The sequence below is a fragment of the Streptococcus sp. CL6.35 genome (assembly GCF_049737915.1).
In the GTDB taxonomy this organism is placed as follows: domain Bacteria; phylum Bacillota; class Bacilli; order Lactobacillales; family Streptococcaceae; genus Streptococcus.
The window spans coordinates 150,520-174,859 of record NZ_JBKOTU010000002.1 but is presented as its reverse complement, the minus strand read 5'-3'; the positions used below and the strand labels follow the sequence as shown (position 1 = coordinate 174,859).

Below are 24,340 nucleotides of genomic sequence, written 5' to 3'. Positions count from 1 at the left end.
CTCTATTTTTGTGCTTTTGTATTGGTTTTCGTTACAATTTGTATCTGAATTTATTGCATTTCGCTAATTTCTATGATATCCTTTTGAAGGAGGTGTATATGACAAAACAAAAAATTAATCGAATCGTAGGTTCTATTGGTGCCTTTATTGGAATTATAGTATTTATTGCCTACATACCTCAAATTATCGCTAATTTACAGGGAAATAAAGCTCAACCATTTCAACCTTTATCAGCTGCAATATCTTGCTTAATCTGGGTTATTTATGGATGGACAAAGGAACCTAAGAAGGATTGGATACTAATCATTCCAAATTCAGCTGGTGTTATTTTAGGTGGAATCACTTTTCTGACTTCACTCTAACAAATCTAATAGTATATATAAAAAGCTGGGAAAAGTTTCTCAGCTTTTTTCTATATTCTCAGATATTCTAGTTACCTATACTCACTAATTCCCGCTTTTCCACGCACAATCATTCTCGTGGTCATCAACTAGCCCTGCAGCCTGTAGAAAAGACAAGACGGCGACTGGGCCTGTGAACTTGAAGCCTCGTTTTTTGAGATCTTTGGCCAATCTTTCAGACAAGGGTGTTTTAGCTGGGGCTTGGCGGTAATCGGGAATATCGTTAACGATAGTTTTCCCCTCAACAAAAGACCAAAGATAGGCATCAAAAGAGCCATATTCTTCCTGTAGTCGTAAAAATGCTTGGGCGTTAGCGCGTGTAGCAAAAATCTTGGCTCTATTCCGAATGATGGCTGGATTCTCCAGCAAGGCTTCCAACTCGGTGTCGGTCATGTCTGCCACCGCTTGAATTTGATAGCCATGAAAGGCTTCTCGGAAAGCTTGGCGTTTGTTGAGCACCGTTTCCCAAGACAGGCCTGCCTGATAGGTTTCCATGCACAATAACTCAAACAATGCTTGGTCATCATGGAGGGGCTGGCCCCACTCCTCATCATGATAGGCGATATAGAGAGGATTGGTCATCTTGACCCACGAACAACGTTTTGTCATGCTCCGCTCCTATTTAACCAACATTTTAAGGGCCGACTTGATATAGTTCTCAGCTGTATCTGTCGTTCCTTCAAAGAATTTCTTGATTTTCTTGAGCTCAGTTGCCTTGTAGCCCAGTGCCAACATGGCTTCCATAGCTTCTTCCAGTTCTTGGTTTTCAGCGCTTGCTTGCACTGCCACCTTAGCAGGAAGGTCATCTCCTGCAACTACTACCTTACCTTCCAAGTCCAGCACCATTTGCTGGGCTGTTTTCTTGCCAATTTTAGGGAACTTGGTCAAGTAGGTGATGTTCTTGGTTTCGATGGCTTGAACCAGGCCAGCATTGTCATCGGCAGCGATAATAGCAAGAGCTGATACAGGACCGATCCCAGAAACCGAAATCAGACTGAGAAAGAGCTTTTTCTCATCTTCTGAGCGAAATCCATAAAGTAGATGGGCATCCTCACGCACGACCTGGTGCACATAAATTTGAGCTTCTTGCTTGACCTGTCCTGAGTAGGCATAGGGATTGGCCACATGCAGGATATAACCGATACTGTTGACTTCAAGGACAATGTATTTGGCAGTGATTTTGGTAATGATTCCTTTTAAATATTCGTACATAGTTTTCCTTTTATTTTAATATTTCCCCAACTCACGGAGACTGGTGTGATTTTCCTGAATACGTCGGAACATCTTTTCCATATCCGACTTGGTAAAATGCACCAAAACAGGACGTCCGTGGGGACAGTTATAGGGATTGTCACATTGAGAAAGCTGATAGAGGAGCTGTCTAGCCGAATGGTCGTCAATACGATAATTGGCCTTGATAGACCGCTTGCAGGACATCATAATAGCCAACTCTGCTCGGTATTTCTTGATAGAAACTTCCTTGGTCAAGAGCAGCATGTCGCACATCTCATAGATGCCTGACTCGATTTCCTCCTCTGCCATCCAAATAGGATGTTCACGCAGGATAAATTGATTTTCTCCGTACTCTGCTAGAAAGACGCCCACTTCCTCCAAATGTGTCATTCTTTCCTTGAGACGAAGAGCATCATCCGCTGGAAATTCAAAGATATAGGGCACTAGGAGTTGCTGCTGGCTCTGGTCAACATTGCCAATACTTTCACGGTATTCCTCGTACTTGACCCGTTCCTGAGCCGCGTGCTGGTCTATGATATAGAGCCCATCTCGCCCTTGGGCAAAGAGATAAGTCCCGTGCATTTGCCCGAAAAATTCCAACTCTGGGAAGCTGGATGATTCTTCTCGCTCCAGCTTGTCATAAGCCTTATCCAGACTAGTTAAATCTAGCTCTGGGTGATCTAGCTGGTCGTAGTTAGCAGGCTTTCTCTCTGCAAAATGCAGTTTTGCTGGCTTAGTCAATTGATCCAAGGTTTCCTTGGCAAACAAGGTTAAGTCCTGCCCTTCCTCATTTAATTCTACCTGATAATCAGCCACCTCAGCTTGACTGGATCTAGTCGGCTCTGTTTTCTCATAGTAGAGCGTATTTTCTTTGAGTGGGAGAATGGTCTGCTCCACCTTCTCACGATTGCGCACGGTCGATTTGGCAAGATTTTCCAAGGCATCTGGAATCAAGGTTTGCTCCTTAAGACTCTTAGAAATAGCTTCTGAAACCAAGGCCATCAATTCTTTTTCCTTGGAAATCCGCACCTCTTGCTTGGTTGGGTGCACATTGACATCCGCTAGATAAGGGTCGATATGAATGTGAATGACAGCCAGTGGAAAACGGCCTACCATAAGCTTACTGCCATAGCCGTCTAGAATTGCACGATTGAGTAAAAAATTCTTGATATAACGGCCATTGATGAAGAGACTGATATAATTGCGATTGGCTCTAGTCAACTCAGGCAGGGAAACAAAGCCTGAAATTTCGAAATCAAGATCAGAGTTCTCAATTTCAATCATCTTCTTGGCACTCGCCAAACCGTAAATCCCTGCGATAGCTTGGCGCAATTGACCAGTCCCAGCTGTCCGCGTCATTGCCTTGCCATCACTAATCAAACTAAAAGAAATCTCAGGATGGGCCAAACCCAGACGATTGACAATATCAATGATATGAGACAACTCCGCTTGCTGACTCTTCATATACTTGAGGCGGGCAGGCGTGTTGAAAAAGAGGTCCTCCACACAAACCTTGGTCCCCACAGGACTAGTCGCTGGGATGATTTCTTCTACTTCTCCCCCACGTGCGACGAGCTTAGTCCCATGACTCGCACCATCCACCGCCGTCAACAGAGTCAGTACACTGACAGACGCGATAGAGGGCAGGGCTTCACCACGAAAACCAAGCGTCCGAATTCGAAAGAGGTCTGCTTGATTTTTTATCTTACTGGTCGCATGACGACGCAAGGCCAATTCCACCTCATCGTGAGCAATTCCATGACCATTATCTGTGATTTGAATCTTCTTGAGACCAGCTTCCTCAATCTCAATGATAATCTGGCTAGAGCCAGCGTCAATAGCATTTTCTACCAACTCTTTGACCACACTGGCAGGACGTTCAATGACCTCCCCGGCTGCAATCTGGTTTGCCAGCACCTCTGGCAATTCAATAATATGAGACATCTTTCAGCCCCTTTCTGTATCTATTTTCCTAGAAATTGATTAGTGCTATTATACCATATTTCAGAAAGGACAGAAAAGCAAGCACCACATAGGAGCCAAATCCCTCCACATAAACAAAGTCCCTTGTCAGGTATCGTAAAATAGTGTTTAATAAAGGTGTACAATAAGTGATCACAATTTTGTATGAAAAACAAGGAGAGAAATTTATGAAAGTAGAACTACAGATTAGTGAAACTTACAAGGAGGAAAAGCTGATTGTCCAAGCACCTCAAGAAACCGATAAAATCCAGAAAGTCATCGAGTTCGCAGAAAATCTGGACCAAAAAGAAACAATCAAAGGAAAGATTGATGATCAGGTCTATCTCGTTAAGATTGGTAAGATACAACGCTTCTATATCGAGAATCGGAAGGTTCTAGCAGAAACGGCGAGTCATACCTACAACATTGATTTGCGACTCTATCAAGTTCTTGAACTCTTGCCAAGCAATTTTATCCAAATTTCCCAATCAGAAATCATCAATATCAACTCCATCTCTCATCTCAAGCTAACCCCAAACGGTCTGGTAGAAATTTTCTTGAAAAACGAAAGCTTTACCTACTCTTCACGCCGTTACCTAAAAACCATCAAGGAGAAATTAGAACTATGAAAAAACAAATCTTCCACGACGCAACTGCTGGTGTACTCATCGGCCTCATCCTCTCTATCATCTTTTCACTCATTTATGCACCAAATACCTACGCACCACTAAACCCCTACTCTATCATCGGCCAAGTGATGGCTCAGCATCAGGTTCACGGTGCCCTGGTCTTGCTCTACTGCACACTTATTTGGGCAGCTATCGGTATTCTCTTCAACTTTGGCAACCGCTTATTCAGCCGTGATTGGAGCATGCTCCGTGCCACTCTGACCCATTTCTTCCTTATGCTGGCTGGCTTTGTCCCACTAGCGACCCTAGCAGGTTGGTTCCCCTTCCACTGGATCTTCTATCTCCAGCTCATTATCGAGTTTGCGATTGTCTACCTCATCATTTGGGCTATTCTTTATAAAAGAGAAGCTAAAAAAGTGGACCATATCAATCAACTCTTGAAGCATAAAAAGTAAGAGTGCTGATAAAACCACTTGGAATAATAAAAAAGCCAAGCCTAAGCTTAACTTTCCAACTCATACAAATCTGCAATAATCGCTGCGACACGTTTGATATCTCCCAGCATGCCTCGCATTTCAAAATCGGCCAATACAGGGAAACCAAAACGTTGACTGTATTGCTTGGCTGTCAGGCAGTATTGGTTATTAAAGTTACGATTTCCTGAACCAACCACACCAAAACACTTACTAGCATTATCACCATAGGCGATAAAATCCCCCACTGGTGTCGTCAAAATCTCAACATCTCCATTATCCACGCCATTCCCACCTTCGAGGTAGGTTGGCAAAAAAGCGACATAGGGATGGTCCATTTCATAGAAATCTTGGCCTTCCTTGACCAAATCCTTGATATGAATCTTTTGAACCTCAATCCCCTCGTACTGGGACAAGAGATAGTCTTTCAAGCGTGTCACAAAACTTTCAGTATTGCCACTCAGACTAATATAAACTAAAGAAATTGTCTTCATATGTACCTCCATGATTTTATTTTTAATCGAAAAAGAACTACCAAGATTGTAACTTGATAGTTCTTTTTTGTCAATACTTAGGCAAGTTCTTCTGTTTCCTCTTCTTCAGCCAAGGCTTTTTGCTGACGCCATATCTTGTAGAAGACAAGGGCTAGGAAGAGAACATTGATGACGATATAGAAAATGCTGACAGCTTTTGAACCAATACCCATTGTCAAACGAATAGTTTCATCTTGAACCAGCTGCAAAGCGTCTTGTAAAGTCACATAGGTATAAATCGAACCAATAATGGCTAGCAAAACATAGCCGACATAAGTATAGTTTGCATACTGCAAATTCTTACGAACAAGGAATACAATCGCTACTACCACTAAAATAGCAGATAGTACAACCAAGGCCACATTAAAAATAGAATGAGATGCTTCTGCCACTCTATAGCTAAAATTAATGCTATCTTCTACCTGCTGAGCACTGACCCCTGCAACTTGTTTTTGAGCAGCACGAAGGACTTCTTTACTAGGCAAGGGCTTCAAAAGTTCAAACAGAGACGTAGCTGAAATAAGGGCAGACAAGATGAGCAAGACCCATAGATAAATTGGTTTCTTTTTCATGATAGAACCTCCTGATGTTATTATTGATATTATAGCACTTTTTGTAAAGGGATACAAATATTATAGTGTCGTTTCTACCTGTTTTCGGTAAGCTTTTGGCGATTTTCCGCACAATTTTCGGAACACTTTATAGAAATATCCAACATTACTGTAACCAACAGCATAACAAATATCTTCGATACTGTCACTAGTTGAAAGCAAGAGCTGTTGGGCAGCCTTAATGCGTTGTTTGTTTAGTAATTCTGCGAAGGTCGAATTGGTTTCACGCTTGATCAACTGCCCTAGATAGACAGGATTGATAAAGAGATCCTTACTGATATCCTTGAGGGAAAGTTCTTTTTGATAATCACGCCCAATGACTTCTAGCACACTGACCACATTCTCATTCATACGATATTGTCCAAAGAATCGGGTCAGAGTTTCCTTGATATAAGGAACCAATTCATCGAAAGATTGAATAGCATGAATGGTTTTGACAATATCCGTCATATCATCAGCTTTGAGATGTTCAAACAAGTGAAAGACATCCATGACAAACTGGATAAAAAGCTGCTTGGTAATTGGAACACGGGGTGTATTTTCAAGAACTACCTTCTCCAAGAGATTTAACTCTTCTACGATTTGATTAAGATTTCCCTGAATGATAACCCTATAAATCGGTTCGTAATAGGCAAAGAGACTCTCAGACTGTTGTAGATTTACAGAACCGTAAAAGAGGGCTTTCTCAGCATTCAACTTCCAGCGTTCAAAGTGTTCTTGATAAGGAGCTTCAAAGGGAGTAACGACTAAACCATCTAGGGGTTTATCAGAAATAAAAATCTGCCAGTCTTGACCCAAGACATAGTAGGGAATGGTAAAAGATCCTTGTTTTTCCTTGGATAGGCCTATCCACCAATTCTCCTCACCTCCTAGATAACTAACAAATCCAGCCTCATCTAAATCTTGACTAAGGGTCTGACTTTTCTTTCCTCTCTCGCCGAGCTGACCTGCAATCTTCTCCAGCAGATTTCCCAACTCTACCTTATCAACAGGTTTGACCAAATAGTCCACCACACTAAGGTTCATGGCTCTTTTTACATAATCAAACTCCTGATAACCCGAGAGAAGGATATAGGCAATATCTGGTAAGATTTCTTTCATCTCCCGAATCATATCAAGCCCTGTTTTATCGGGCATATTGACATCTGAAATGATGACATCGACAGGATTTTCCTGAACATATTCTAGGGCTTCATCGGCATGACTGGCTGTTGCGACGACCTCCATATCCCACTTATCAAAGGGAATCAAACGTTTCAGACCTTCTGTCACCATGTACTCATCATCTACTAATAATACTTTATACATTTTCTCCCTTTCTACTCATCTTGAATTGTAATACGATACTGAACACCTGCTTGCTCCGCAGACTCTATAGTAATGGCATAGCGGTCCCCAAAATAGAGCACAAAACGCTCATGTACATTGACAATCCCGATAGACTGCTTTTGATCACTGTAACTGGCTTGGTGTTCAAAATGTCTCTGCCTTAATTTTTCTCGGATATTTGCCAGTTTTTCAGCCGACATACCACGGCCATTATCGACCACTAAAATTTCCACAAAACCATCCTGTTTAAGAGCCTTGATACTAATCACATTATCTGTCCGTCTATGGTCAACACCATGCGCGAAATAGTTTTCTACCAGCGGTTGCAAGGTAAACTTAGGAATTTTCATATTCTCTAGCTCTGGGTCTATCTTGAAACCATAGGCAATGGACTTGGGATAGCGAACCATGCAGAGATAGCTGTATTTACGACAAAATTCTAATTCCTGTTTGAGAAGGGTCTCTCTTTCGTCGGAAATATTGTTACGCAAGAGACTACTGAATTCATAAATGATATCTGCCAACTCATCTTGACTTTGCATAACTGCATACATACGCAAAAACTCCAGCGTATTATACATAAAATGAGGATTGATTTGAGCCTGTAAGGCTCGCATATTGGCATCCTTTTGACTAAGCTCTAACTGATAAATATCATGGATATTCTTTTCTAATCGATCCAACATATCATTGGTCGTCTCCGCGATTAGGAGCAATTCCTGATCCTTTTCAAGCGTATCAATGCGAAGACCTTCTTGCCCTTGGGCAATAGCTTGGATGGAATCCACCAAATCCACTACCTGCTTTTGATAATTAGCAAAAGTCTGCCTCAAAGTCAGATAGAGAATGACAATAAAGAGAAGGCTCAAACCCACAATCAAAGCAGAGCTAGCCACTGTTCCTTGTAAAACAAAGTTTTTAGGAACTGCCACCTGAACCTGATATCCATGAGAAGTCATACCAACAAACCAGTTCTCATGTTCCCTATTGACCCTCTCACCAATATGAAAAATCTCCGTATCAAATGGTGATGTCACAGTAACAGCCATCGGAATATGACCTCGGGTATTGTCAATAGCATGGTATAAAACTTCTGGATCCAAGGAGATGTAAATCACTCCTATAGATTGATCCGTTGCTGGGTCCAGAACTGGAATTCCAAAACTATTGACCTCTGGTTTAAAGGCCTCAGCAGGCAAGATATGACCACTTCTTTTATCCCTTGTTGACACATAAACTTCTTTAAAATCCTGCAAGACGATTGCAACACCCGTTATATAGTCATTTTGTACATAAAGATCATCAATATTTTCATACAGCGAAATAGAAGTTGACGAAGCCGCTTGATGCTCCAACAGCCAATAAAAATACTCAGATGTTGATAGACTAAAATACTTATAAACCCCTTGTATACGGTCTTGATTGGCTACTAAATCTTGCGCTAGCTGGGCTGACTCGCGATAATAATACTCCACCTCATCGACTGTTCGAGTGGTTACACGCTGGGCTACTCTTTGAGCTTCCTTTTCCCGTGAATCCCAGTCAGCGTATGAGAGTAAGATTGCAAAACTCGCAATAATAATCATCATAACTGAACTGTAGGTTCTCAGAAGCGTATGTAGCCAAAACTGCTTCATTCTATTTTGTCGCCAATTTTTCATGGATACTTTCATAGACCGGTTCCAACATATCACTGATAAAGAAATGCCACATCCCAATTCCTACAAAGAAAAGCAGGGCAGGCATATAGTAGCCAATTGCCACAAGTAGCACTGTCCCAAGAAGAACCTTGGCCACAGCTGCTAGACTCATAAAAATGCCAATCAAGGATAGTTTGAGACTATTTCGATAGGACAAATCAAAATAAACTTGTAATTTCAAAGATACTGTATAGGCCAAAAAGAGCAGGGCAACTACTAGAACATTCAAAAAGGTCGCAATCAAATGAATGATAGTCTGATGAGGCAATTGCACCAAGAGATACAAGCCATAAACCAAAATCAAATCCACTCCTAAAAAGCTATAGAAAATCAGGTTGCTTGAGACAAAATTTTGCTTGTAAAGAGACCAAGCCTCCTTCAAGCTGTATTCCCGAAAGCTATAACCATGTTCTGCATACAAGCTCATCAAGGTGGCACTAGCCGGCGCTAGACCAAGAATAATCCCTCCCGCCAATGTTAATAGCCAAAAGAAGGCTGTCGCAATCATTCCTAAAAAGAAACGATTAAAGACAAAGTCTAAAAATCTCCCCATAATATCCCCCTAAAAATAACTATGAAACCATTATATCATATTTCAAGCGTTTTCAAAAACTTCTAGTATCCATTTACAATCCCACCAAACCGTGGTACAATGAGAATTGTGAAAAAATTATCAGGAGACAATTCATGAAGAAATCTATCTTAACTACACTGCTCTTTGCAGTTCTTTACTTCCTCTCCATGGGGATTGGTGTCCTTTTGGGAAATCTCTTTGACCAAACTGGAAACATGTTTTATGCGCCTGCCTTTACTGCCCTTGTCGGCGGTAGCGTCTATATGATCCTAGTCGCAAAAGTTCCGCGCTTTGGTGCCATTACCACTATCGGCCTTGTCATGGCCCTCTTTTTCTTGGGATCTAAACACGGTGCTGGTGCCTTCCTTCCTGGAATTATCTGTGGTCTCCTAGCAGATGGAGTAGCTCATTTAGGCAAATACAAGGATCAAACTAAAAATTTCCTTTCTTTCGTTATTTTCTCCTTTAGCTCAACAGGACCAATCTTACTTATGTGGATTGCGCCTCAAGCCTATATGGCTACCCTTCTAGCAAAAGGAAAATCGCAAGAATATATCGACCGTATCATGGTCGCACCAAACCCTGGAACTGTCCTTCTATTTATCGCAAGTATTGTCATCGGAGCCCTAGTGGGTGCCTTGATTGGACAAGCCTTAAGTAAAAAGTTTGCACAGAAAATCTGATTACTAAAAAAGAGCCAGGCGGCTCTTTTTATTTATGACTCAATTTTTTGGTCAAGAAATCTCCCAAGAATTGGATTGCAAAGATAATCAAAATGATAATAATGGTTGCCAAAATCGTCACATCGTGATTGTAGCGGTTAATACTCAATGAAAATCAAAGAGCAAACTAGGAAGCTAGCCGCAGGTTGCTCAAAACACTGTTTTGAGATTGGAGATAAGACTGACGAAGTCAGTTACATATACCTACGGCAAGGCAAAGCTGACGTAGTTTGAAGAAATTTTCGAAGAGTATAGCTCCATAAGCGATGGCTACGTTACCAATACCACCAGCTCCAACTGCCCCCGCCATGGCTGTTTCCCCAACAAGGGAAAAAGATCACAGTCGTCACACGAATCAAATCTGGAAGGCCTTCTAGTAAGTCTGGGCTTCCTCGGTTAAAATTTTTTACCTGAAAAACTTCTTTTTTCTAGGGATAAAATCAACCCTATCACACTCACTACTAAAAACACCCACCAACAAAGCCTGATATCTTGTAAAGCTAAGAATGAAAATACAGACATTCCCAAGGGTAATGTTAGGGAAAAAATCATACTCAAGAGATTATTACTCCTAGCTAATACATCCGCACTCAAATTAGACAGTAACAAAGTATCTAATTTAGGCATTGATTTCGACATCAAATACATGACAAAGGCTAAGCAGGCAACACCTACTAGAGGAGAGAAATCTAAAATATTAGCAGTAGCCAGCAAGACAAACAGAATTGCATTGAGCGATAACAAGCTTGAAAAAGACCATTTCCCAAAATAATCATGGGGAGTTAAGCTACCAAGAATAGCTCCTCCCAAGCTAACACATTCAATTAAAAATAGGGCTTGAGCATAGCTGAGATGATAGATAGTATGGTCTAATAAGTAAAAGTGATAAATACCTCCAACAGCTCCTCCCAAAGTATTCATTACCAAAATAACAAGAATAATTTTAAACAAAGATTTACTTTCTCTCTGTCTAAAGATAGCATCCATGTCCACATAGATTGCCTTAACTTGTTGAAGTAAACTAATCGACTTATCCTCTACACTTACAGACAAATGCGTCAATTCTCTTCTATTTTTGAATAAAATGAGAGAAGATAGTAAAAAGAAACCAGCATTCACCATTGCAACAAAAGAAAAATTTTGATGACTGGTTGTGAGTAACCACACTCCTAAAGCTTGACCTCCTAGATTTGATAAATAGGAAACAAACTGAGTAAAGGAATAAGCTTCATAGAGCCTATCTTCCGAAATGTTATGCTGGATAATCGGCATACGCAGGCCTGCTGTATAATCTGATAAAATATCCGAACAGATATTAACCATACAGATAAAAGCAAACGTTACGAAGTTCTGGTCATGAATCACACTAGCAATCAAAAGAAATAGCAGACTTTGCACACAACCAACCCAGATAATTGTCCCTGCTTTATTCCGAGTATGATCCGCCTTAATCCCGACATAAAAAGTAAATAGGAAAGGTAAAATCGTAATCATATTCGCCATAAATACAGCTATATTTTTAAAGGGTAGACTCGCAGCATAAACGATAAATACCAGATTATAAATATAAGCTCCACTTGAGCTCAAAAATCTTGATAAGGTAAGTATCCTAAATAAATGATGTCTTAAGAATAGTTTCATAACAGGCCTTTCTCACATTTCAAAGAGTATTTCATTGAAACCAGTCTAACAAAAAAAGCGGGACTCCCCACTTTTTTGTAATATATTTTTTTCTGAAAATAGAAACTCTAGAGCCTAGAAACTACTAATTATCAATCCACCTACAAGCCTATTTATTTTTCGTCAATCGATGTAATGAGAATATATTACAAATCTTCATTTGAGAGCTGATTTGCAAAATAGTTTTCATAATATCTTGCACCATCTATATATTCTAAATCTTGTAAGATTGTAATGCCTCTCTGGATTTTTTCAAGACCCTTATTTTCTACTTTAAAAATAGTATCATAATACCCTTTAGCAATCATATAAATAATTTTAAGATAGGCTTGAGATTCTGGCAATTCTCGTTTTTCAATCTGAAAGATAAAATAGTCTGCTTTTAATTTATCCTTTTCCTCTATTGCTTTAAAGAGTCCATTAATCAAAATGGTATCAATAGCAATTTTGTTACTAGGTAAGGAGCCTAATAAATCTGTCTTTTGTAACATCTCCCTAGAATATTTAAAATAGAGAGACAGAGGGAACAAAGTAGAAATCGTTGAAAATAATTCCAATTCATAATTTCCCCAGATATCAATAGTAAAAAAATAGTCATAGAGAAAAGTCAGTTCTTCATCCGTTGCCCTTATTTCTGAATCAAAAAACACGAGAAGGCTTTTGATACGAATCATTTGTAAGAGATAGCTTTTTTTAGCACTTGATCTGTACTTTTTAGTCGTCTCTTCATACAAGGATTGGAGAGAATCAATCCCTTCTCTGTCATATAGATCCCAGAGATTTTCTTGAAAAGCCAGGACCTTTTTCTGAGAAAAACCACGTACCAAGTACATAAATTCATTCAAATCAGAGTGGATGTTATCTACGGCAGTAATCAATTTCATAGAGGATAAATCTGCTTCTCCACGCTCAAATTTGCTCAGCATGGAATAAGTAAACTCTCCTCCTGTCGCCTCCTGTAGGGATACATTCCGACTCTTTCTCAATTCTTTAAAAACTTCTCCCAGATTTTGCATATCGACTCCCCACAATTCTTAACTCTCTAACTCGTAAAAGTAACGACTGATAGTAGCTAGTATAGAGAACTTTAAGTCTTGACTGTACCTCAAACTCCTATGAATGATGTATAAATTGCCCAGCTCTTTTTATTTATGACTCAATTTCTTGGTCAAGAAATCTCCCAAGAATTGGATTGCAAAGATAATCAAAATGATAATGATGGTTGCCAAGATGGTCACATCATGATTGTAGCGGTTAAATCCATAAGCGATGGCTACGTTACCGATACCACCAGCTCCAACCGCACCGGCCATGGCTGTTTCACCAACAAGTGAAATCAAGGTCACAGTCGTCACACGAATCAAATCTGGAAGACCTTCTGATAGATAAACACCTACGATATCCCAGAATGTCGCCCCGCTCGCTTGAGCCGCCTCAATGACACCGCCATCCAGCTCAGCCAAGACAACCTGCACCTGACGGGCAAAGAAGGCAAAGACCGCAAAAGATAGGGGTACAATAGCCGCATTTGGCCCGATACTTGTCCCTACGATTAGGTGTGAGAAGGGTGACAAGACTGCCAAGAGAATGATAAATGGCACCGCACGGAAAATAGAGGTAATCTTGTCTAAAATCCAGAAGACGACCTTATTTTCCAAGACACCACCCGGCGCTGTCAAGACAAGGAAAAGACCCGCCACTAGACCCAAGAAACCTCCGATGATGAAGGAAAGAACTGTCATATAGAGGGTTAGGTAGATGGCTGTTCCCCAGCCTGCCTGACCAGCCCAGCCCATCTTATAGACATTTGGCAAATAGGTTTGAATCAATGATTCCATCTTACTGTCCTCCCTTCAATACTTTTAGCTGTACGCCTGCTTGACGAATGGCTTCTTGGGCACCTGCCAACGCTGCTTTTTCACCTGACAAGACCACCACCAATTCTCCAACAGGAGTACCATCGAGGATTTCGATATTTCCATAGAGGATATTAGCTGTTACTTGGTAATGCTTGTACAATTCATTCAAAAGTGGCTCGTCTGTTGAAGCACCCGCATACTTGAGCTGCACCAAGAGACTGTTTTCTGACAGATGTTCCACGATTTCTTGCTTCTCAATTTTGACCATAGCTTCATCAATGCCTGTGGCTGTTGAGATAAAGTCTTGAGTCAAAGGCTGTTTAGGATCTGAGAAGATTTCAAGGACGCTGCCCTCTTCAATCAAATGCCCATCCTGCATGACTGCCACACGATTGGCAATGTCTTTGACAATCTGCATTTCATGCGTAATCAAGACAACAGTCAAGCCTAATTTTTGGTTCAAATCTTGCAACAAGGCCAAAATCTGCTTGGTTGTCTTAGGATCAAGGGCAGAAGTTGACTCATCTGAAATCAAGATTTTTGGATCATTTGCCAAGGCACGCGCAATGGCTACACGCTGTTTTTGCCCTCCAGATAGTTGTGAAGGGTAGTTTTCAGCACGGTCTGCCAAGCCAACCAAGTCCAACAACTTGGCTACTTTAGCCTTCTTTTCTTCCTTGCTGAGTCCAGAATGTTTGAGGGCAAAGACTACATTCTCCTCTGCTGTCTTTTGGCTCATCAGGTTAAAATGCTGGAAAATCATCCCAATATCTTGACGTTTACGACGCAACTGTTCTGCCGTCAAAGTCACCTTGCCATCAAAAATCACATCATCGTCAATGGTGATTTTCCCTGCAGATGGTTTTTGCAAGAGATTAATCACCCGTACAAGGGTTGATTTCCCTGCTCCAGAATATCCAACGATTCCGTAGATATCCCCTTCTTGGATGTGAATAGTCACATCCTTGACCGCTGTGATGGTTCTCTTCTTCTGATGAAAAGTCACATCGATCTGATCTAACTTGATAATATCTCTACTCATAGCTTCTAATCAGCTCCTCTACTAATTCAATATGGGTGTAATAATCGGCGATTCGCACGTTCTCATCTCCACCGTGGTCTCGACTATTGGCATTTCCTAAACCGAAGGCCACCATTGGCACCTCTAGGGCATCAAAGACTGTATGCATAGGCCCTGTCCCAGCTGTAGTCGGCAAGACTGAAACGCCCTGTGGATAGAATTTCTTAGCCAACTCGATTACATTGAGAATGGCTGGCGCGCTCATATCGCTTCGATAGCTCATCTCTCCCAAGGTATAGTATAATTCTACCTTATCAAAGCCATTTTTGTCTAGCTGTTTCCGAATTTTTTCCAGAACATCATGCGGTTCTAGACCAGGAACCAAACGAACTTCTAACTTAGCACTAGCTTCTGCAGGCAAAATCGTTTTAACCCCTTGTCCTTGGTAGCCTGACTGAATCCCTTCGATATTAAGGGCTGGCTCAAAAAAGAATCGTTTTAGAAAGGCTGCGCGGTCCTCTTGTAAAAGAGGCAATTCCAAACCATAAATCTGGCTGATTTCCCCTGGATTGCGTTGAGCATAGGTATCCACCAAGGCCAATTCTCGTTCATTTGGTTCTTGAACTTCTTCGTACAAACCTTCAACCAAGATACGACCATCTGCTGCACGAAGAGACTGTAGGGCTTGAAGGAGGTACCAGGGAGCTGACTCCACAACCCCACCATAACTAGAGTGGATATCCACATCCGCACTTTTTACCTTGGCATCAAAGGTCACAATTCCTTTATTTCCACCAGAAATTTCCAGCTGTTCCAAAGCATTTTTGGTTCCTTGTTCCCAGACCAACAAATCTGCACCACGGAGTTTATCCGCATGTTTTTCCAGATACTTATCCAGGTCTGTCGAAGCCGATTCCTCCGCTCCCTCCATGATAAAACTGATGTTGACAGGCAGGTCATCGTGGTGCTGCATGTATTTTCTCAAAGCACTCAAACGAGCTGTGATATGCCCCTTATCATCATCAACCCCACGCCCATACATGAAGCCATTGCGCACCGAAAGCGTAAAGGGATCCTCTGTCCAGACCTGATCCCCGTCCGCTGGCACAGTGTCATAGTGGTTATAGAAAATTAGGGTCTTGGCATCTGGACGCGAACTCTTGAAATGTGCCATAACAAAAGGCGCCGTATAAGTCTCATCAATCTCCACTTCAGCCCCCACACGCTTGAAAATCTCACCCAGATAGTTGGCAACTTCCTTAAGTCCAACCTGCTGGGCAAAGACTGACTTCTTAGAAATCAAGGTACGCAAAACCTCAAAATAATGCTGGGCCACATGATCCTTTTCAAATTTTTCAATCTGTTCTTGTTCGCTAGGAAAAACCATATTCTCTCTACCTTTCTATGAACTACTCTTCCTGACAATCCATGCTCTATACAAAAGCAAGAGGTGGAATTTTCTCTCCCACCTCCCTGTTTCTTATTACCAAACTGGTTGATCCAAACCGTCTGATGTTTCTTCGATAACTTTTTTCACGTCATCTGTGTGGTAAGCTGCGATCACTTTCTTGATAGCATCAGCCTTAGGTGATGTTTCCCAATCTTTTTTCGCAACGATGATGTTGTACCATTGTTTTGAATTTTCATCAGCTTGTTCTTTGAAAAGTGCTTTCTTGTAGTCCAATTTTGCTTCTGTAACGAAGGTATTGTTTACAACGGCAGCGTCAACTGATGACAATGAACGAGCTGTTTGGCTAGCGTCCAATTCAGTGATTTTCAAGTTCTTTGGATTTTCTTTGATGTTGGCAACTGTTGCAAGGGCAGTTCCAGAAACATCCAATTTAATCAAGCCAGCTGATTGAAGCAAGTAAAGCGCACGGCTTTCGTTTGTAGCATCGTTCGGTACAGCAATTTCTCCGTTTGCTGGGATGTCTTCTACTTTAGTGTACTTGTTGTCACTTCCATTCAAACCTGAGTAAAGGCGGATTGGAGAGATGTACGTATCTGCAATCGCTACAAGGTCTTTCCCATTTTCTTTGTTCCAGTTGTTCAAGAAGTTATAGTGTTGGAAAGCGTTCAAATCTACTTCGCCGTCAGCAGTTGCCTTGTTTGGTTGTGAGTAGTCTGTGAACTCTGTAAATTCCAAAGTGATACCGTCTTTTTTAACCAATTCTTGGATTTTGTCCCAACGTTTTTCTTCAGAACCGCTACGGTTAACAGTTGCGATTTTGATAGTTGTTGCATTGTCTGCTTTCTTTTCTGAGTTTCCGCAAGCGACAAGAGCCAAACCTGCGACTGTAGCAAGGGCTGCTACACCAAGCCATTTTTTGATTTTCATGATTCTTTCTCCTTAAAAATAATACCGTACTAGTATCTCACAATTTATTTGATTTCACAAATTGTTATTAGATAGTCAGATATATAGTTTAAAACTATATCCCTAAAAACTGAGAAATCACCCATCTTATTCAGAATGGATGATTTCAAGAAATTATTTAATATCAGCTTCTGCTGGTAGATAAGTGTCTCCAAAGAATTGTTTAGACAATTTTTCAAGCGTTCCGTCTTTGTAGAGTTCTTGGATACGTTTGTCTACAAATGTTTTCAACTCATCTTGACCTTTAGCAAGAAGTGGGTAAACGTAAGGTTGTTGATCGCTTGGAAGTTCGATAACTTTCAAGTTGTCCAAACCTTGGTTCTTGATGACTGTTTCAACACCGATTTTATCAAAAATCTTGTAGTCAAACTGGCCATCGCTCAAGCGTCCCATGATTTGTTGGAAGTCTGCTCTAGTGTAGTTAAGGACAGTTGGATTATCTGAGTGTTGTTTGTTGTAGTCTTCCAACTGTTTAGCAGATGTTGTCCCTTGAACAACTTCTGTTGATTTTCCACCGATATCATCAAGCGATTTGATGCTAGAGTCGTCTTTTTTCACTACAAGAACGTTAGGGTTTTTAGCAGTTGGAGCTGCATAAAGGTATTTTTCTGCACGTTCTTTAGTGTAGCTGATGTTGTTAACGGCCATTTGGTAACGGTCAGCGTCAAGACCCGCAAAGACACCTGACCACTCAGTCTTCTCAAACTTGACATCATACTTGTCAGAATCTTTAAAGATAGCGCGAACCACTTCAATTTCGTAACCAGTCAATTCGCCATTTTCTTCATAGTTGAATGGTTTTGGTGTAGCATTGGTTGCAACGATAATTTCTTTCTTGCTAGCTGCTTCTCCTTCTTTCTTAGCACCACCTGAGCAAGCTGCTAGCACACCTGCAGCAACAAGTCCTAAGGCAGCAAGAGATGAGTATTTAACGATTTTTTTCATGTCATTTCCTCCAAAATAGAATACCTTATAATCTTAACAGAAAAAGAGCATTTACGCCATTATATGATATCTATCTCTGTGATAGGTTTTCTTTATGGCTGATTTATACTCAATGAAAATCAAAGAGCAAACTAGGAAGCTAGCCGCAAGCTGTACTTGAGTACGGTAAGGCGACGCTGACGTGGTTTGAATTTGATTTTCGAAGAGTATTAAAAGACCAAACGCAAGAGTGCAATTAAGACCACTCCAAAGAGAACTGTTCCGACTAGATTGCGGTAGCGAAAGGCTACCCAAGCCGTTGGAAAGACTGCTAAGAAGTCCAGCCATTTGATTTGAGGAAGACTACCGACCTTACCTGTCACTACGCTTGAAAGAATCAAGGCAAAGATAATAGAGACGGGCAAGAACTTCAAAAAACGCTCAACGATCGCAGGCAGGCCGTTATACTTGACCAAGATGAAGGGAATCATACGGGGAATCCAAGTCACAAGACCAGAGAAAATAACTGCTAATAAAAGATACTTACTGACCATCTAAAACCACCCCCATTGTACAACCTAGCAAGGTCGCAAACAGAACAGCTAGTGACTGAGACACCACTGTCAAGAGCAAAAAGAAGGACACCGCAACAACTGCTAGGATAATGAGCAGATTGCGGACAGGAATTCGTCTTTGCATAATCTGGAATTGCGAAGCAAAAATTCCGATGAACATCCCAACCAGGGCAAAATCCAAGCCAAAGATTTCTGGATTTGGCAGCAGACCACCCAGAGCCGTTCCGACAACTGTTCCCACAAACCAAGCCACATAGCTGTTGAGATTGTTTCCGTGCATCCACATAGGATTGACCTTGTCTGCATGGGCTAACTCGCCCATCAAAACGCCATAAGTCTCATCCGTCAAAAGACTAGACATACCGATATTTTGCCAGAGACTGGTATGACGGAAATAAGTCGATGCGTGCAAGCTCAACAAAAAGAGACGCAAATTAATCAAAAAGACCGTCATGGCAATGGCAGCCACAGGTGCTTGAACCGCAATCAGTGCCAGCATGGCAAACTGGGCACTCCCAGCATAAACAAAGAGGCTCATCAAGCCCATCTCAACAGGTGTCACATAGGGCGCACCAATAATTCCACAGGCCAGCCCGATACTGACATAACCAAGGGCCGTTGGCATGGCCGCCTGCGCCCCTTCCCAAAATCCTTTTTCTTTCATTTTTCTCCTCATATTGTCTTAATAAATGGGCTGAAAAGGCTCCAGCCATAGCATGGACTATTATAACACATTCAGGAAAGAGAAAAAAGTCTGCTGATTGTGGCCATCATAAAAGACTGGCAATCCAGTCTCAAACATATATTATACAAATTTTCCGCTAGATACTTTCACGAATATCAAAGAACATGAAAAGGCAACTAGAAGAAATAGCAATAAAACAAAGTTGGTAGCAATAGTTACTAAAACTAAGATCATTTTTATGAAAAGGATACCTAGAAATGCGATTAAAAAGTAAGATCGATCAGTAAAGAAATAAACTGGATGGAAAGAATGCCTAAGAACACTCCTCCTAAAATATTACTAAGCAAATGAAATTACAGCAACGGTAAAATTTGACCAATGCCATTGTAGACTATATGTAGCCCAATAGGCCAATAAATGGACTTTGTCACTCTAAACAAGACTGCAAATATGAGACCGCCACCCATATATACGAAAAAGTCTGTCAAAACCCAACCGTGATTACTAATGTGCAAAATTCCAAATAATATAGCTGAGCCAAGCACATCCAGTCCCCACTTCTTCCCTTTTTCCAGAGCAGTCATCACTAATCCACGATAAATCATGTCTTCAAAAATGGGACCTGCAATCACAGGATAGAAAAAATACATCAAAAATGCCGTAGCTCCTGTAAAAGTAGGAGCAGCATGTTGATAAGAAATTTCATTTCGAGTAGGTGGGAAAAGAAAAAAGGTGACAAAATTCCAAACAACAAAAGCAAGCAGAGCTAGGAAGGAATAGAAAAGATAGGATCCTTTAAACTTTCTACTGTTGATTTGTTGCCATTTCCCCGACCAAATCATAGCAATAAGAGCAAACAGAACCACAAGAAAGTTCAACATCATATCCGACAGATAATATGCAAAGTCAGATAGACCAGTAACAAGGTCGCTGCGTAAAACTAGACCACTGAACTTCTGGTCAGCAATAACTAGTAGAATTACTATAATAAAGTAGTAGCGTGAGATTATCTTTTTCATTCTATTTTCTCCTATACTATGAAATAATTATAGTATAACACGGAAATCACCACATTTTAGTAAATCGCATATTTGATATTTTTTCTTATAGAAATTTCAGATTTGCGATTGTTGACTACTCAATAAGTTCTTTGTATTGCTTCAAACGCAATTCAAAAAGGGCTATCAATTGTGAATTTTCTAATACTTGCAGAGATTGGATAAAGTATTCAATCTCTTTTTGATTGCTTCCTTTGGTTTGAAGGAAAATCTTCATTTTCTTTAAAAACTGCCACAATACTTTTTCAAAAACATCGTATGGACGAAGCATGCTCTCTAGCTCAGCTTCAAAAATTGGGATATAAGAGAAAAGTTTACGCTCCATGAGTTCTGATATAATATTCAGAAATCCACTTTTCATATACAGTCTATTATGTACCAACTCTTTAAATTCCTTGGATTTTTCAAGTAACGAGGTTGATAAAAATATCAAATCTTGGTTGCTCAAGAAGGGCATGGTATTGCAAAAGAGATAGAGTTCAAACCAGGTCCAAGACTCAATAGCATAGAGGTAGGTGGTCAAAAATTCGCTATCCTCCTCTGCTAGCGGATAGCTTTTATCTAAGGAATGGATGGCATCTTTGATTACAATAGCATTCAAACGACGATAGGTCTCTGCCATCTGTTCTTGCTTGACCTCCTCTAATAGTTGCTCTAAACCAGCTATATCTTGATGGGCAAAGCAATCCACAACCCTTCTACCAATTCGCATATGTGGAGATTCTTGATAGTTGTTGAGCTTGTACCCAAACTCATCAAAATTCATATTAATCCCTTGGATAGCTAATATGAGCTTATCCGCAGACAGCATAGACTGCCCTAGTTCAAACTTAGACAACTGAGAAGCTGTTAGTCCAGCACAAGCCACATCTGACTGCTTGAGCTTTCTAGCCAAGCGCAATTCCTTGTAAAATTCTCCCAATTCCATTCTCTCAATCATCTCACCACCTCCTCTTTTTTATATAGTATATCATTATTTATATTTATTTGTCAAAATATTCTGACACTTTAGCGAGCAAAAAAGACAGCCTTAAGCTGACTCTTTATTCCATAGTATCAAAGGCAAGACTTGGTTTGGCATTGAGGTCCAAGTTTGCAAAGTTTTCTTTGTTCCACTCGCTGACGCTGGCATAGGCAATCATGCCTGCATTGTCTCCGCAAAGACGCAGTGGTGGGATGATGACCTTGACATCTGTGATTTCGGCCGCTAGGCGTTCTCTGAGACCTTTATTGGCTGCCACGCCACCTGCCACGACAAGGGTTTTAACAGGGTATTTCTCCAAAGCCTTCTTAGTTTTTGCCATGAGAATGTCCATAACTGCCGCTTGGAAGGACGCACACAAATCCTCTGTGGACAAGCTTTCTCCTTTTTGCTCGGCATTGTGGTGAAGATTGATAAAGGCAGACTTCAAACCTGAGAATGAAAACTCCAGATTATCCTCCTTAATCATGGCACGAGGGAAATCATACACATCCTGCCCCTGATGAGCAAGTTCATCGATCTCCCGACCTGCAGGATAGGTCAAGCCCATGACACGGCCGACCTTATCATAAGCCTCACCAACCGCGTCATCTCGCGTTTCCCCAACAATCTTGTAATCACCAGCCTCCGAAACATAAACCAACTCTGTGTGACCACCGCTAACCAAGAGGGCTAGCAAGGGAAACTCCAAAGGCTCCACACTCTGAGCGGCCATGAGGTGGCCAGCCATGTGATTAACAGGGATCAGCGGAAGTCCGTGAGCCCAAGCAAAGGCCTTAGCAGCTGACAAACCAACTAGTAAGGCTCCGACCAAGCCCGGTCCATAGGTAACCGCCACAGCTGTCACATCGTTTTCGGTAATTCCTGCTTCTGCTAGTGCCTCCTCGATGCAGGCTGTAATAACCTCGACATGGTGACGACTGGCTACTTCAGGCACTACGCCCCCAAAACGTTTGTGACTCTCAATTTGACTAGCAATGACATTGGACAAGAGCTCATCGTCGTTTTTCAAGACGGCAACACTGGTCTCATCACAGGATGTTTCAAATGCTAAAATATATCTATCCTTCATCTATTTCTCTCTTCATGATGATGGCGTCCTCGACTGGGTCATGGTAGTAGGCCTTTCGCTCAGCGATGACCGCCATCTTTTCTTTCTTGTAAAATGCTTGCGCTCGTTGATTTGACTTTCTGACTTCGAGGAAAATCTCCTTATCTGCCGGCAATGTCGCAAACAAGGCCGAGGCAATTCCCTGACCCTGATAGGCTCCTTTAACAGCAATTTGCAGGACTTCTGCCTCAAAGATATTTTCCTGTACAGCTAGAAATCCAATCACTTCTGCCCCATCATAAGCCAGAGCATACCAAGTCTGGTCTTGGGACAGGTCTGCTTGGATTTGTTCCAGCGTCCAAGGACTGACTGGGTAAACAGCTGCCATGACAGCGTAGATGGCTTGAGACAAGTCAGGCTGCTGTTGGATTCGTTTGATTTCTATCATAGGCGTTTAATGTAAGACTCGCCAGACTCAGTGTGGTTCTTAAGCCAGTTTTCCTCTGCCTCGACTCGTTTGAGGTAATTCGGCACAAAATCATGCAAGGAGTCTGCTTCCTTGTCCCAAGCCAAAAGAGCAAGATTAGCTGCATTTGGCAGGGTTTCTTTGTAATTAGTCCTTGGCAAGTGTTCTTGAATCTGCTCCACAAAGGGGGCAACTTCTCCGACAAAGGTAACCTGACTAGCCCCCTTGATTAACTCAATCACTCGCTCAAAGGGTAAGTGCGCTTCTGGCATGACAGACTTAGCATTTTCATAAAATCCTGCATAAACATTGTTGCGACGCGCATCCATCAAAGGAACGAACAAACCTTCTTGTTGGTAGGGCACCAAAGCCAAGAGGCTAGACATACCAACCAACTCAATGTTCAGAGTATGAGCAAGTGTCTTAGCAGTTGCTACCGCAATTCGCAAACCTGTGTAGCTACCTGGCCCTTCCGCCACCACGATTCGGTCCAAATCCTTGGGCGTCCAATCCAAACTTGCCATCAAAAAATCAATGGCTGGCATGAGGGTAATACTGTGATTCTTCTTAATATTAATAGTCGTCTCGGCAAGAACCTGCTTGTCCTCTAAAATAGCGAGAGAAAGAGCCTTGCTGGACGTATCAAAAGCTAATACTTTCATAACACATTCCTATCTTTTTGTCTGCTTACTATTATACTACAAAAGCTGGCACATGGGAATTTTCTTTACCCCCAAACAAAAATGCCCCAGCATGAGCAGGGCATCTAAGCATTTAATCCAAAGTAAAATACAAACCAAACGACATAGGTTACGAGGAGGAGAAAAAGCGAGTAGAGAGTCACAAAAGTAATTTTCCACAAGAACTTGGTTTGTCGTCGTTCCAGTTTGGCAAATAGAAGATTCCCCGCATAAACGCAAGCAACAAAAGCAATAAAAGCTACCAAGCGAACTCCGATAGCAAAAGCAAATAAGTTATACATAGGGCAACCTCCTTGACTTAAAAACTATATGGAATTATGACAAACGATAAATTTCACTTCCATTATCAAGATAACATATTTTCTTTGTTTTTGCAAACGCTTACCTTTAGGTGCTTATGTGACTTTCTCGTTTCCGTCTTTTACTAATCTTTCATTTTGTGGTATAATTGAAATAATTGTAACGAATCAAGGTCAATCTAGACACAAAATGGAATGAAATCAAGCAAATCTCTGCTAAAAGTTTGGAATAAGCTGACCTGTAAAATAGAAAGGAACTATATGATTTACAAAGTTTTTTATCAAGAAACAAAAGAACGTAGCCCACGCCGTGAAACAACACGCGCACTATACCTAGACATCGATGCTAACTCAGAACTTGAGGGCCGTATCGCTGCTCGCCAACTTGTCGAAGAAAATCGCCCAGAGTACAATATCGAGTATATCGAACTCTTGTCTGACAAATTGCTAGATTACGAAAAAGAAACTGGCGCCTTCGAAATTACGGAGTTCTAA

The 24,340-nt window shown here is 41.2% G+C and carries 28 protein-coding genes and 1 pseudogene; 5 read left to right on the top strand and 24 right to left on the bottom strand.

The genetic code is table 11. The features are described 5' to 3' along the window. Positions 1-98 precede the first annotated feature (98 nt). Entirely contained in the window at positions 99-362 is a 264-nt protein-coding gene (locus tag ACLNCP_RS03470) for a SemiSWEET family transporter (RefSeq protein ID WP_000166114.1), read from the top strand. Positions 363-446: 84 nt separating this feature from the next. Here the strand turns inward: ACLNCP_RS03470 and ACLNCP_RS03465 are convergent, their stop codons facing one another. Genes ACLNCP_RS03465 through mutL form a run of 3 tightly spaced genes read right to left on the bottom strand, consistent with a single transcriptional unit; the run spans position 447 to position 3,578 of the window. Beyond that, positions 447-1,010, bottom strand: coding sequence for a DNA-3-methyladenine glycosylase I (locus ACLNCP_RS03465; protein WP_424844031.1), 564 nt, complete (start codon positions 1,008-1,010; stop codon positions 447-449). Positions 1,011-1,019: 9 nt separating this feature from the next. Then, a complete protein-coding gene (gene ruvA / locus ACLNCP_RS03460; protein WP_261049953.1) occupies positions 1,020-1,613 on the bottom strand; it encodes a Holliday junction branch migration protein RuvA in 594 nt (197 codons plus the stop codon). Positions 1,614-1,628: 15 nt separating this feature from the next. Then, complete coding sequence (gene mutL / locus ACLNCP_RS03455) at positions 1,629-3,578, bottom strand: DNA mismatch repair endonuclease MutL (RefSeq protein WP_261049954.1); 1,950 nt, start codon at positions 3,576-3,578, stop codon at positions 1,629-1,631. A 206-nt stretch (positions 3,579-3,784) separates the two neighbouring features. Here mutL and ACLNCP_RS03450 point away from each other — a divergent pair, with 206 nt between their 5' ends. Next, positions 3,785-4,225, top strand: a complete 441-nt coding sequence (locus ACLNCP_RS03450; RefSeq protein WP_033685592.1) for a LytTR family DNA-binding domain-containing protein — start codon at positions 3,785-3,787, stop codon at positions 4,223-4,225. Further along, a complete protein-coding gene (locus tag ACLNCP_RS03445) occupies positions 4,222-4,680 on the top strand; it encodes a DUF3021 domain-containing protein (RefSeq protein ID WP_033685593.1) in 459 nt (152 codons plus the stop codon). The genes ACLNCP_RS03450 and ACLNCP_RS03445 overlap by 4 nt, the downstream gene beginning before the upstream one ends. A 47-nt stretch (positions 4,681-4,727) precedes the next feature. Here ACLNCP_RS03445 and nrdI read toward each other — a convergent pair whose 3' ends face one another. The 5 genes from nrdI to ACLNCP_RS03420 all read right to left on the bottom strand — a co-directional run bounded on the left by nrdI (position 4,728) and on the right by ACLNCP_RS03420 (position 9,424). Beyond that, positions 4,728-5,192, bottom strand: coding sequence for a class Ib ribonucleoside-diphosphate reductase assembly flavoprotein NrdI (gene nrdI, locus ACLNCP_RS03440; RefSeq protein WP_004255033.1), 465 nt, complete (start codon positions 5,190-5,192; stop codon positions 4,728-4,730). 77 nt (positions 5,193-5,269) lie between these two features. Continuing rightward, positions 5,270-5,803: an ABC transporter permease gene (locus ACLNCP_RS03435; RefSeq protein ID WP_023946835.1), complete on the bottom strand. Its 534-nt coding sequence runs from the start codon at positions 5,801-5,803 to the stop codon at positions 5,270-5,272. A gap of 60 nt (positions 5,804-5,863) precedes the next feature. Next, the gene (locus tag ACLNCP_RS03430) at positions 5,864-7,150 is read right to left on the bottom strand and encodes a response regulator transcription factor (RefSeq protein ID WP_261125821.1); all 1,287 of its coding nucleotides are present in this window, start codon (positions 7,148-7,150) and stop codon (positions 5,864-5,866) included. A gap of 11 nt (positions 7,151-7,161) precedes the next feature. Then, complete coding sequence (locus ACLNCP_RS03425) at positions 7,162-8,832, bottom strand: sensor histidine kinase (RefSeq protein WP_315940753.1); 1,671 nt, start codon at positions 8,830-8,832, stop codon at positions 7,162-7,164. Next, the gene (locus ACLNCP_RS03420) at positions 8,810-9,424 is read right to left on the bottom strand and encodes a YesL family protein (protein WP_261125825.1); all 615 of its coding nucleotides are present in this window, start codon (positions 9,422-9,424) and stop codon (positions 8,810-8,812) included. The genes ACLNCP_RS03425 and ACLNCP_RS03420 overlap by 23 nt, the downstream gene beginning before the upstream one ends. Positions 9,425-9,558: 134 nt before the next feature. Between ACLNCP_RS03420 and ACLNCP_RS03415 the strand changes: the two genes are divergently transcribed. Continuing rightward, positions 9,559-10,128, top strand: a complete 570-nt coding sequence (locus ACLNCP_RS03415) for an MptD family putative ECF transporter S component (protein WP_265475894.1) — start codon at positions 9,559-9,561, stop codon at positions 10,126-10,128. A gap of 28 nt (positions 10,129-10,156) precedes the next feature. Here the strand turns inward: ACLNCP_RS03415 and ACLNCP_RS03410 are convergent. The 16 genes and pseudogenes from ACLNCP_RS03410 to ACLNCP_RS03335 all read right to left on the bottom strand — a co-directional run. Then, positions 10,157-10,547 (bottom strand): annotated as a pseudogene (locus tag ACLNCP_RS03410) (hypothetical protein); the annotation flags it as partial. Positions 10,548-10,563: 16 nt separating this feature from the next. After that, the gene (locus ACLNCP_RS03405) at positions 10,564-11,808 is read right to left on the bottom strand and encodes a transporter (protein ID WP_125443287.1); all 1,245 of its coding nucleotides are present in this window, start codon (positions 11,806-11,808) and stop codon (positions 10,564-10,566) included. 185 nt (positions 11,809-11,993) lie between these two features. Further along, complete coding sequence (locus ACLNCP_RS03400; RefSeq protein WP_125443286.1) at positions 11,994-12,863, bottom strand: helix-turn-helix domain-containing protein; 870 nt, start codon at positions 12,861-12,863, stop codon at positions 11,994-11,996. Positions 12,864-12,992: 129 nt separating this feature from the next. Then, a complete protein-coding gene (locus tag ACLNCP_RS03395; RefSeq protein ID WP_000444647.1) occupies positions 12,993-13,685 on the bottom strand; it encodes a methionine ABC transporter permease in 693 nt (230 codons plus the stop codon). A gap of 1 nt (position 13,686) precedes the next feature. Next, a complete protein-coding gene (locus tag ACLNCP_RS03390) occupies positions 13,687-14,748 on the bottom strand; it encodes a methionine ABC transporter ATP-binding protein (RefSeq protein ID WP_070480074.1) in 1,062 nt (353 codons plus the stop codon). Beyond that, positions 14,741-16,114 carry a M20 family metallopeptidase gene (locus ACLNCP_RS03385; protein ID WP_000231807.1) on the bottom strand — a complete coding sequence of 458 codons (1,374 nt, stop codon included), beginning with the start codon at positions 16,112-16,114 and terminating at the stop codon, positions 14,741-14,743. The genes ACLNCP_RS03390 and ACLNCP_RS03385 overlap by 8 nt, the downstream gene beginning before the upstream one ends. 96 nt (positions 16,115-16,210) lie before the next feature. Then, complete coding sequence (locus tag ACLNCP_RS03380; RefSeq protein WP_049531962.1) at positions 16,211-17,065, bottom strand: MetQ/NlpA family ABC transporter substrate-binding protein; 855 nt, start codon at positions 17,063-17,065, stop codon at positions 16,211-16,213. A gap of 153 nt (positions 17,066-17,218) precedes the next feature. Further along, positions 17,219-18,049, bottom strand: coding sequence for an amino acid ABC transporter substrate-binding protein (locus ACLNCP_RS03375; protein WP_424844030.1), 831 nt, complete (start codon positions 18,047-18,049; stop codon positions 17,219-17,221). Between the two features lie 209 nt (positions 18,050-18,258). Beyond that, complete coding sequence (locus ACLNCP_RS03370) at positions 18,259-18,582, bottom strand: AzlD domain-containing protein (RefSeq protein ID WP_424844029.1); 324 nt, start codon at positions 18,580-18,582, stop codon at positions 18,259-18,261. Continuing rightward, a complete protein-coding gene (locus ACLNCP_RS03365; RefSeq protein WP_000659739.1) occupies positions 18,572-19,267 on the bottom strand; it encodes an AzlC family ABC transporter permease in 696 nt (231 codons plus the stop codon). Before ACLNCP_RS03365 ends, ACLNCP_RS03370 begins: the two co-directional genes overlap by 11 nt. 374 nt (positions 19,268-19,641) lie before the next feature. After that, complete coding sequence (locus tag ACLNCP_RS03360) at positions 19,642-20,307, bottom strand: lysostaphin resistance A-like protein (RefSeq protein WP_424844028.1); 666 nt, start codon at positions 20,305-20,307, stop codon at positions 19,642-19,644. A gap of 115 nt (positions 20,308-20,422) precedes the next feature. After that, positions 20,423-21,286 (bottom strand): XRE/MutR family transcriptional regulator, encoded by an 864-nt coding sequence (locus tag ACLNCP_RS03355; protein WP_424844027.1) that lies wholly within the window; start codon positions 21,284-21,286, stop codon positions 20,423-20,425. Between the two features lie 103 nt (positions 21,287-21,389). Continuing rightward, positions 21,390-22,400: a tRNA (adenosine(37)-N6)-threonylcarbamoyltransferase complex transferase subunit TsaD gene (gene tsaD, locus ACLNCP_RS03350; RefSeq protein WP_424844026.1), complete on the bottom strand. Its 1,011-nt coding sequence runs from the start codon at positions 22,398-22,400 to the stop codon at positions 21,390-21,392. After that, on the bottom strand, positions 22,390-22,827 hold the full coding sequence (rimI, locus tag ACLNCP_RS03345) for a ribosomal protein S18-alanine N-acetyltransferase (RefSeq protein ID WP_060627385.1): 438 nt from the start codon (positions 22,825-22,827) through the stop codon (positions 22,390-22,392). The genes tsaD and rimI overlap by 11 nt, the downstream gene beginning before the upstream one ends. Then, entirely contained in the window at positions 22,824-23,507 is a 684-nt protein-coding gene (gene tsaB, locus ACLNCP_RS03340) for a tRNA (adenosine(37)-N6)-threonylcarbamoyltransferase complex dimerization subunit type 1 TsaB (protein ID WP_000865703.1), read from the bottom strand. The genes rimI and tsaB overlap by 4 nt, the downstream gene beginning before the upstream one ends. A 104-nt stretch (positions 23,508-23,611) precedes the next feature. Further along, entirely contained in the window at positions 23,612-23,827 is a 216-nt protein-coding gene (locus ACLNCP_RS03335) for a hypothetical protein (protein ID WP_045612409.1), read from the bottom strand. A 279-nt stretch (positions 23,828-24,106) separates the two neighbouring features. Here ACLNCP_RS03335 and ACLNCP_RS03330 point away from each other — a divergent pair, with 279 nt between their 5' ends. Further along, a complete protein-coding gene (locus ACLNCP_RS03330) occupies positions 24,107-24,340 on the top strand; it encodes a DNA-dependent RNA polymerase subunit epsilon (RefSeq protein ID WP_000639571.1) in 234 nt (77 codons plus the stop codon).

Bases quoted from the DNA above. Each gene is read 5' to 3' on its own strand.
- ACLNCP_RS03470 (WP_000166114.1), top strand. From the start codon at position 99: ATGACAAAACAAAAAATTAATCGAATCGTAGGTTCTATTGGTGCCTTT.
- ACLNCP_RS03465 (WP_424844031.1), bottom strand. From the start codon at position 1,010: ATGACAAAACGTTGTTCGTGGGTCAAGATGACCAATCCTCTCTATATC.
- ruvA (WP_261049953.1), bottom strand. From the start codon at position 1,613: ATGTACGAATATTTAAAAGGAATCATTACCAAAATCACTGCCAAATAC.
- mutL (WP_261049954.1), bottom strand. From the start codon at position 3,578: ATGTCTCATATTATTGAATTGCCAGAGGTGCTGGCAAACCAGATTGCA.
- ACLNCP_RS03450 (WP_033685592.1), top strand. From the start codon at position 3,785: ATGAAAGTAGAACTACAGATTAGTGAAACTTACAAGGAGGAAAAGCTG.
- ACLNCP_RS03445 (WP_033685593.1), top strand. From the start codon at position 4,222: ATGAAAAAACAAATCTTCCACGACGCAACTGCTGGTGTACTCATCGGC.
- nrdI (WP_004255033.1), bottom strand. From the start codon at position 5,192: ATGAAGACAATTTCTTTAGTTTATATTAGTCTGAGTGGCAATACTGAA.
- ACLNCP_RS03435 (WP_023946835.1), bottom strand. From the start codon at position 5,803: ATGAAAAAGAAACCAATTTATCTATGGGTCTTGCTCATCTTGTCTGCC.
- ACLNCP_RS03430 (WP_261125821.1), bottom strand. From the start codon at position 7,150: ATGTATAAAGTATTATTAGTAGATGATGAGTACATGGTGACAGAAGGT.
- ACLNCP_RS03425 (WP_315940753.1), bottom strand. From the start codon at position 8,832: ATGAAAAATTGGCGACAAAATAGAATGAAGCAGTTTTGGCTACATACG.
- ACLNCP_RS03420 (WP_261125825.1), bottom strand. From the start codon at position 9,424: ATGGGGAGATTTTTAGACTTTGTCTTTAATCGTTTCTTTTTAGGAATG.
- ACLNCP_RS03415 (WP_265475894.1), top strand. From the start codon at position 9,559: ATGAAGAAATCTATCTTAACTACACTGCTCTTTGCAGTTCTTTACTTC.
- ACLNCP_RS03405 (WP_125443287.1), bottom strand. From the start codon at position 11,808: ATGAAACTATTCTTAAGACATCATTTATTTAGGATACTTACCTTATCA.
- ACLNCP_RS03400 (WP_125443286.1), bottom strand. From the start codon at position 12,863: ATGCAAAATCTGGGAGAAGTTTTTAAAGAATTGAGAAAGAGTCGGAAT.
- ACLNCP_RS03395 (WP_000444647.1), bottom strand. From the start codon at position 13,685: ATGGAATCATTGATTCAAACCTATTTGCCAAATGTCTATAAGATGGGC.
- ACLNCP_RS03390 (WP_070480074.1), bottom strand. From the start codon at position 14,748: ATGAGTAGAGATATTATCAAGTTAGATCAGATCGATGTGACTTTTCAT.
- ACLNCP_RS03385 (WP_000231807.1), bottom strand. From the start codon at position 16,114: ATGGTTTTTCCTAGCGAACAAGAACAGATTGAAAAATTTGAAAAGGAT.
- ACLNCP_RS03380 (WP_049531962.1), bottom strand. From the start codon at position 17,065: ATGAAAATCAAAAAATGGCTTGGTGTAGCAGCCCTTGCTACAGTCGCA.
- ACLNCP_RS03375 (WP_424844030.1), bottom strand. From the start codon at position 18,049: ATGAAAAAAATCGTTAAATACTCATCTCTTGCTGCCTTAGGACTTGTT.
- ACLNCP_RS03370 (WP_424844029.1), bottom strand. From the start codon at position 18,582: ATGGTCAGTAAGTATCTTTTATTAGCAGTTATTTTCTCTGGTCTTGTG.
- ACLNCP_RS03365 (WP_000659739.1), bottom strand. From the start codon at position 19,267: ATGAAAGAAAAAGGATTTTGGGAAGGGGCGCAGGCGGCCATGCCAACG.
- ACLNCP_RS03360 (WP_424844028.1), bottom strand. From the start codon at position 20,307: ATGAAAAAGATAATCTCACGCTACTACTTTATTATAGTAATTCTACTA.
- ACLNCP_RS03355 (WP_424844027.1), bottom strand. From the start codon at position 21,286: ATGATTGAGAGAATGGAATTGGGAGAATTTTACAAGGAATTGCGCTTG.
- tsaD (WP_424844026.1), bottom strand. From the start codon at position 22,400: ATGAAGGATAGATATATTTTAGCATTTGAAACATCCTGTGATGAGACC.
- rimI (WP_060627385.1), bottom strand. From the start codon at position 22,827: ATGATAGAAATCAAACGAATCCAACAGCAGCCTGACTTGTCTCAAGCC.
- tsaB (WP_000865703.1), bottom strand. From the start codon at position 23,507: ATGAAAGTATTAGCTTTTGATACGTCCAGCAAGGCTCTTTCTCTCGCT.
- ACLNCP_RS03335 (WP_045612409.1), bottom strand. From the start codon at position 23,827: ATGTATAACTTATTTGCTTTTGCTATCGGAGTTCGCTTGGTAGCTTTT.
- ACLNCP_RS03330 (WP_000639571.1), top strand. From the start codon at position 24,107: ATGATTTACAAAGTTTTTTATCAAGAAACAAAAGAACGTAGCCCACGC.